The organism is Candidatus Aquicultor secundus (assembly GCF_002791875.1).
GTDB classification, from domain to species: domain Bacteria; phylum Actinomycetota; class Aquicultoria; order Aquicultorales; family Aquicultoraceae; genus Aquicultor_A; species Aquicultor_A secundus.
Genome location: NZ_PFNG01000249.1, coordinates 9,059 through 16,270 on the forward strand (window position 1 = coordinate 9,059; position 7,212 = coordinate 16,270).

Below are 7,212 nucleotides of genomic sequence, written 5' to 3' on the forward strand. Positions count from 1 at the left end.
CTCTTTATGGCCGATGGCGCGGATGCCTGGTTCTCCAAGAGCGCGGAAGAGATTCTGCCGGCAGGGTTTGCATGCCCCAAATGCGGCAGCGCCAAGCTGACAAAAGAGACCGATATCCTGGATGTTTGGTTTGAGTCGGGCGTGAGTCATGAGGCGGTTCTTAAGGCCAGGCCTGAACTTAAGTGGCCCGCAGATCTTTATACCGAGGGGAGCGACCAGCACCGCGGTTGGTTCCAGTCATCACTGATGACTTCGGTCGGCGTGTATAACAGGGCGCCGTACGACGCGGTTCTCACGCACGGCTTTGTCGTCGACGGCGATGGGCGCAAGATGTCCAAGTCGCTTGGCAACGTGGTCGATCCTTTGGACGTTACTGCAAAATCCGGCGCCGATATCTTAAGGCTCTGGGTGGCATCAAGCGATTATACTGTAGATGTTGGCATATCCCCGGATATTCTCAGGCATGTAGGGGAAGCCTACAGGAGGATACGAAATACGTTCAGGTTTATGTTGGGCAATCTCTATGATTTTAAACCCGGTGTGGACGATGTCGAATACGATAGCCTGCAAGAGCTTGATAAGTGGGCGCTTCATGAGATGACCGGTCTTCTAAAGAACGTTACGGCTAATTATGAGGATTACCGTTTTCATGCAGTCTACCATACGGTATATAATTTCTTCACCAACGAGCTAAGCTCGCTTTATCTCGACATATTGAAAGACAGGCTTTATGCCTCGGCCGCCGGGTCTGTTGAGCGCAGGGCGGCGCAGACGGTTCTTTTTGAAATGCTTGTAACGTTTACGAAAATGCTGGCCCCTATCCTTGCTTTCACCAGTGAGGAGTTGTGGTCATATATACCTGAAGAGGTTCGGGGTACGAAGAGCGTTCATCTTGCCGCATGGCCGACGGCAAACGAGAACTATATAAATCCGGAACTCGATAATACTTGGAATAAATTGTTGAAGATACGGAGCGAGGTGGCAAAAGCTCTGGAAGAAGCCAGGAACAAAAAGGAGATTGGAAATGCGCTTGAAGCTGAAGTAGAGCTTTATGCTGATGATGCGCTGCGGGAATTCCTGGAGAACTACAGAAAAGTTCAGGTTGCCGTTGACCAGAATCTTCTGTCCCAGGTGATGATAGTTTCGAGCGTCAACGTATATCCATACTTTGAGTCGCCTGAAAATGTTTATAAGAGCGAACTCATCCCGAATCTTGCCATAAAGGTATCGCCGGCGCCCGGCGCAAAATGCGAAAGGTGCTGGCGATACGAGGAAACGGTCGGCCAGGCTCCCGAACACCCCGGCTTATGCGCCCGTTGTGCATCCGTACTCGTGCAGGTTTGATAGCTGCCAACTGGTTATGGGTATATTAAAAAGTACAGAATCCATGAGTCAGAATAAAGAAAAAGATGACTCTTGCAACTGGAGGTAATGACTTAAGCCTGGTGGGTAAACAGCAATAAGGTTGAGGAGGGGTTCCCGTGGACGAGAAGGAACTCAAGGAGTTCGGGGAGCGGCTGTTAAAACTAAAAGAGGATCTTGAGGGCGAACTCAAGTATGTTGATAAGACATGGGACGAATCGCAAAGCGAGTGGACAGGCGAGAATCAGTACGATAATCACATGGGAGACCTGGGAACCGCCACATTTTCACGAGAACAAGACCTATCGCTCGAGCTTAACACGCGAGATCTGATGGTAAGGGTGAACGAGGCGCTCAAACGGATCGACGAAAGTACTTACGGTTTCTGCAGGGTATGCGGCAGGCCTATCGAACGAGAGAGGCTCGAAGCGCTCCCGTATGCCGATCTTTGTATTGAAGACAAGAAAAAAGAAGAAAAAAGCTGGTAGTTAAAATGGGGTTGGTTTCTTGCTTTTGGCTATAATTGCGATGCTTGTTTTGATAGCAGACCAGGGCTCAAAGGCGCTGATACGTTATTTAATGCCGGTCGATACTTCAATTGCGCTGGTGCCGGGCATAGTTCACATAACCCACGTGAGAAACCCCGGTGCCGCTTTTAGCTTGTTCCCCGACCAGCGGCTTATATTTTTAATAGCGAGCATAGCTGTTATAATCTCAATAGTGTATTATTACCGGCGAGCGGGGGGAGTGGACCGGATGCTTACGATTGCCCTTGGTCTTGTGCTTGGCGGGGCGACCGGCAACCTCATCGACCGGGTAGTTTCGGGTAGGGTTACGGATTTTATAGATTTTCGGGTCTGGCCGATTTTTAACATCGCCGACTCGGCAATAGATATAGGTGTGGCGTTGCTTATCATCAGCATGTTCAGCAGCGCCCGCAAGGAATCCGCGCAAGCCAAAAACCCTGAGCAAACTCCGCAAAGCTAGGAAAAGGACGGTTGATGGTTTTTGTTGCCAATACTCTTTAAAATCGGCCCGCTTACCGTACACACCTACGGTGTAGCTATGGCTGTTGCCTTTCTAACAGGGCTATTGCTAATTCGCCACGAGGCAAAACAAAAAGGGTTTAATCCGGATATCGCTTACGATATCGTCTTGTTCGCTATGATCGGCGGCATCATCGGCGCAAGGTTAGTCTATGTCATCGATTACTGGCGCGATTTTGTCGGCAACCCGGCGCAGATGTTTGCGATCTGGACGGGTGGGCTCATCTTTTACGGTGGGCTCATCGGCGGCGCTCTGGCGGTGCTTGTTGTGATAAAGATTAAGAAGCTCTCTGTCGGAAAAGTAGCCGATATGGTCGCACCGGCTATGGCCGTAGGGTCTGCGATCGGCAGGCTGGGCTGTTTTGCCAACGGCTGTTGTTACGGCAAGGAGACCTCGAGTTTTTTCGGTGTAACCTATACCAACGAACTTGCAAGCGCCAGGCCGCTTGGCGTGTCGCTGTATCCCACCCAGCTTTTTGAGTTTGCGTATAACCTGGTTATCCTGGGTATCTTATGGTGGGTGAGGCCGAAGCTGAAAAGCGACGGCCTGCTATTCTGGATGTACATCACCCTGTACGGGTTCTTCAGATTTATTGTAGAGTTCTTCCGCGCGGACCCCGTCTTCTACCTGGGGATGAGCGCTTCTCAACTATTCAGCCTGGTGATGCTCGTGGCGGGTCTGGGTATTATCTTCGTCTACTACTTCAGAACAAATCAGCTCGAGGTGAAGCGGGCGGGCAAGTAAATGCATCCGGAAGAGAGCGGAACATTCGACGAGCAAAAGGGCCGCTTCAAGTTCTCGCTGGTTGTCGAGCACGAAGACGCCGGTCGGCGGTTGGATGTTTTTCTCTCCAAAAACCCCGATATCGCCTCACGTAACTTTGCTCAGCACTTGATCGAGCAGGGGCACATTCTTGTAGATGGCACCCAGATCGATAAAAACAATTACCGGCTTCGTGAAGGGCAAGTCGTGGACGCAACCATCCCTCCACCCGAGCCAACCGAAGTCATCCCGGAAGATATTCCCCTGGATATTAAATATGAGGATGATGACCTGATTGTCCTATCGAAATCCGCAGGTATGGTGGTGCATCCGGCGCACGGGCATACCACGGGCACGCTGGTCAACGCGCTTCTCGCACATACGCGCAACCTTTCAGGTATCGGGGGCGTCGTCAGACCCGGGATTATTCACCGGCTGGATAAAGACACGTCCGGGCTGATGCTGGTCGCAAAGAACGACTTCGCCCACCAGGCATTAAGCGCTGAGTTAAAGGAAAGGGAGATCAAACGTACCTACCTCACCCTGGTTCACGGGCGGTTTAAAGAGACCGGGGGAACAGTTGATGCGCCGATAGGGCGAAGCCCGCGCTTTCGGCAGAAGATGGCGGTGATGGGGACGGCCAGCCGCGAGGCAATCAGCTACTATCGGGTTCTCGCGACGTTTGATGATTACAGCCTGGTTGAGGTGAGCCTGCAGACGGGAAGAACGCACCAGATCAGGGTGCATATGAAATACATATATCACCCTGTTGTCGGTGATCCGCTTTACGGCACAAACGGCTCTAAACGAGACCTCGGCCTGGGCAGGCAATTCCTGCACGCCTACCGGCTTGAATTCACGCATCCGCGAACGGGTGAGCGCATGCTCTTTGAGGACGAACTCCCGCAGGATTTACTCGAAATTCTGGACAAACTTCGCAGGATGTATTCATCGGGCTTGCGCTAATTGTTCGAGCATTATTGCAGAACTTTTTCGAGAATTGGGCAGGCTTTTGTTATGCAATCTTTTGTTTGGCAATAAAATATTGAGTATTGCAAATTTTAGAGTTATTATAAGCTGGTTGGGCGAAATTAGGCCAAAACATGAGATAACACCGGCGTTAATAGGGCTATCAGCCCAGCGATAATAGATAATCTTAGAAACCGTGTTTGATTTTACGGGGAGGTAAGTTGAAAAAAAAGGATCTCTTAAAATTCCCAATAAAGCACCTGGATTTAACCAGTATCGATGGACTGGACCAGCTACTTCGAGGATTTGAGGCTACTTCGTTTCAGAGCCGCAATCTCGCAAAATCAAGGATCGTTCTTGACAATATGGAGAAGGACGAGACCGCCACGATTTTCCTCGGCATAGCTGGTGCTATTGTTCCCGGGGGTCTTCGTAAGGTTATCCGGGATATGATAAAAACCCATATGGTTGACGTGCTTGTGTCAACCGGCGCCAATCTAACCCATGACTTCATCGAGGGCATGGGATTCCACCATTACATCGGCTCGGCACACGTAGATGACAAAACCCTTGAAGACGAAAAAATCGATCGCATTTATGATACCTATGTTGATAACGCTGAATTTGAGACGGTCGAGCTAACCATCTCAAAGTATGCGTCCGAGCTGGAGCCGGGCATTTACTCGTCCAGAGAATTTTTAGCGTACCTCGGCTCGAGGCTCGAGGACCCAAATTCAATCCTTCGCGCAGCCTATGAAGAGGGCGTTCCCATATATTGCCCGGCGCTTTGCGATAGTGCGATCGGTATCGGTCTTACCCATCTCTATGCTCAAGGTGAACTGAACGGGCAGGGAGAGAGAATATTTATCGACCAAATACGGGATAATTATGAGATTGCCCAAATTAAGCTCAAATCCGAAACTACCGGCGCGATCTATGTAGGCGGCGGCGTGCCGAAGAACTATATCCAGCAATTGGAACCGTTGCTGGACACGATGGGATATCGCGAAGTCGATGGGCATAAGTATGCCGTGCAGATAACTACCGATGATCCGAAATGGGGTGGCTTAAGCGGTTGCACATTTGAAGAAGCGCAGTCGTGGGGCAAGATAACAAAAGACGCGCAGATGGCAACCGTATATGTAGACAGCACCATTGGATTGCCGCTCATCGTGGGAGCGTTTTTACAATCCAATAAGGATTTCGATAGATCAAGAAAGTTTAGTTGGATTGCAGATCAACTAGAAAGGATTGAGAGATGAACAAGGGTAATCACTTGATTGTGGACATCCGCAACATGGCGTTTGAAACGCTTGTGGATGACAAAAAGCTGCTTCAGACAATCGTGAACGCTGCGAATGAAGTTGGTGCAAACATTATTAACCAGTCCAGATATCATTTTGGACATAACTCATCGCCGGGTTGCACCGCGCTTATTATGCTTGATGAGAGCCACGTTTCGGTCCATACTTATGCCGATGACGGCAAGATGGCTCTTGACGTCTTTACCTGCGGGGCTACCAGTTGCGAAAAGATACTTGAATCGGTTTGCAGGCAGCTCGGCATAAAAGAAGATGACATTGTAGTGAAGCACGTTCCGAGGTTCTAAGAAATGTAAACTCGAACAAGGCGGATTTTATGTTACTCAACTAATCTCCCCGCTCTTCAAAAAGCGGGGGGAAATTTTTTTTGCTCTGGATTCTGGATTCTGACTCCTGTATTCTGAAAACAACATGCTTAGCGCCTGTTTATGAAGCAGGCTAATCTTGTTACGGAGGCTCGGATGTACACGTCGGTACCGTTTAATTTCTTGGGGATAGATGAGCACAACTCGTTCGAAGAATCAAAAGTCGTAGTTGTGCCGATCCCGTATGATTCGACGAGCTCGTATAGGGCCGGCACTCGTGAGGCGCCCGTTGCGGTAATTAACGCATCGCGCCAGGTCGAGTTTTACGACGAGGAGTTGGAGACCGAGATATACGATAAGGTCGGCATTCATACGCTTAACGAGATCATGCCCAACATGGAGGGTCCCCGGCATCAGATTGAAGTGGTCAGACGGGTGCTTCTCGATATGATGGAGGCAGGGAAGTTTCCGGTTACGATAGGCGGGGAGCACTCGATTACCCTTGGCGCCGTCCAGGCCGTTAAGGATTTTTTCCCACAGGTGAGTGTGTTGCAACTGGATGCACATACGGATTTGCGGAAAGAGTATGAGGATACCCAATATAGCCACGCGTGTGTGATGCGCCGTATCTTCGACGAGGGAGTAAGAATAGCCCAGGTCGGGATACGAAACAGCAGCAAAGAAGAGACGCGCTTCATAAAAGCCAACAATATTTTCTCGGTATCGGCACGACAATATCGCTATGGGTATTACGGTATTGAAGAGATTGTGGATGCCTTGAGCGATGATGTCTATATCACGATTGATATGGATGTTTTCGATCCATCCGAGGTGCCGGCGGTCGGTACTCCTGAACCGGGCGGTTTGAGCTGGTATGAGGTTCTTGATATCCTGCGTGAAGTGACGTTCCATAAGAGGGTCGTCGGTTTTGATGTCGTTGAACTCTGCCCGATACCGGGCAACCCTGCCAGCGATTTTCTTACCGCAAAACTTATTTACAAGCTGATCGGGTATTGTTTTAGGGGTGGGTTTTAGTCCTACTTAAATAAATTATCGCCTTTGGGCTTGCGTTCATAGACATGGCCGTTTATCGCGTCGATGATGAGGGGTGGGATACCGATATCCGCAGGTGTATTTACGAGAACGATTGGCTCGGGTTTTGCGCCTCCCGTGCGATCGGCCGTGTCGCTTTCGTCTACATAAGTATACATGGGGCTTTTCTCTGTTTTGCTCACCCGCACAATCCACCCCGGATGATATATGGCTTGTGTATCGTAGAAATGCCTGATGTCGCGGGGTCTCGGGTCGAAATAGACAAGCTGCTGCAGCTCGATAGAGAGGGGCTTTTGGCCTGAGAGAATATCTGTGAATTTGTCCGGCTGCATTTGCCAGTCCTTTTTGTAGGCCCTAATTATTTGCTCGGCTATGACCTGGGATTGGGCCGG

The 7,212-nt window shown here is 50.0% G+C and carries 9 protein-coding genes; 8 read left to right on the forward strand and 1 reads right to left on the reverse strand.

From position 1 onward, the window contains the following. The 8 genes from COY37_RS10530 to speB form a co-directional block, all read left to right on the forward strand. Positions 1-1,344, forward strand: a 1,344-nt coding sequence (locus COY37_RS10530) for a class I tRNA ligase family protein (RefSeq protein WP_286977530.1), incomplete at its 5' end; no start/stop codon positions are given. Positions 1,345-1,481: 137 nt separating this feature from the next. Further along, the gene (locus COY37_RS10535; protein WP_286679010.1) at positions 1,482-1,850 is read left to right on the forward strand and encodes a TraR/DksA family transcriptional regulator; all 369 of its coding nucleotides are present in this window, start codon (positions 1,482-1,484) and stop codon (positions 1,848-1,850) included. Positions 1,851-1,869: 19 nt separating this feature from the next. After that, positions 1,870-2,349, forward strand: a complete 480-nt coding sequence (gene lspA / locus COY37_RS10540; RefSeq protein ID WP_286679009.1) for a signal peptidase II — start codon at positions 1,870-1,872, stop codon at positions 2,347-2,349. Positions 2,350-2,373: 24 nt separating this feature from the next. Beyond that, positions 2,374-3,153 (forward strand): prolipoprotein diacylglyceryl transferase, encoded by a 780-nt coding sequence (gene lgt / locus COY37_RS10545; protein ID WP_286679008.1) that lies wholly within the window; start codon positions 2,374-2,376, stop codon positions 3,151-3,153. Beyond that, positions 3,154-4,137 carry an RluA family pseudouridine synthase gene (locus tag COY37_RS10550; RefSeq protein WP_286679007.1) on the forward strand — a complete coding sequence of 328 codons (984 nt, stop codon included), beginning with the start codon at positions 3,154-3,156 and terminating at the stop codon, positions 4,135-4,137. 224 nt (positions 4,138-4,361) lie between these two features. Further along, a complete protein-coding gene (locus tag COY37_RS10555; protein ID WP_286679006.1) occupies positions 4,362-5,402 on the forward strand; it encodes a deoxyhypusine synthase family protein in 1,041 nt (346 codons plus the stop codon). Then, positions 5,399-5,749, forward strand: coding sequence for an adenosylmethionine decarboxylase (gene speD, locus COY37_RS10560; protein WP_286679005.1), 351 nt, complete (start codon positions 5,399-5,401; stop codon positions 5,747-5,749). The genes COY37_RS10555 and speD overlap by 4 nt, the downstream gene beginning before the upstream one ends. Before the next feature lie 174 nt (positions 5,750-5,923). Continuing rightward, positions 5,924-6,802 carry an agmatinase gene (speB, locus tag COY37_RS10565; protein ID WP_286679004.1) on the forward strand — a complete coding sequence of 293 codons (879 nt, stop codon included), beginning with the start codon at positions 5,924-5,926 and terminating at the stop codon, positions 6,800-6,802. Between the two features lie 2 nt (positions 6,803-6,804). Here the strand turns inward: speB and COY37_RS10570 are convergent. Continuing rightward, the coding region (locus COY37_RS10570; RefSeq protein WP_286977534.1) for a hypothetical protein at positions 6,805-7,212 on the reverse strand (408 nt) is incomplete at its 5' end.

Coding starts and splice junctions, on each gene's coding strand:
- COY37_RS10550 (WP_286679007.1), top strand. CDS start 3,154: ATGCATCCGGAAGAGAGCGGAACATTCGACGAGCAAAAGGGCCGCTTC.
- speB (WP_286679004.1), top strand. CDS start 5,924: ATGTACACGTCGGTACCGTTTAATTTCTTGGGGATAGATGAGCACAAC.
- speD (WP_286679005.1), top strand. CDS start 5,399: ATGAACAAGGGTAATCACTTGATTGTGGACATCCGCAACATGGCGTTT.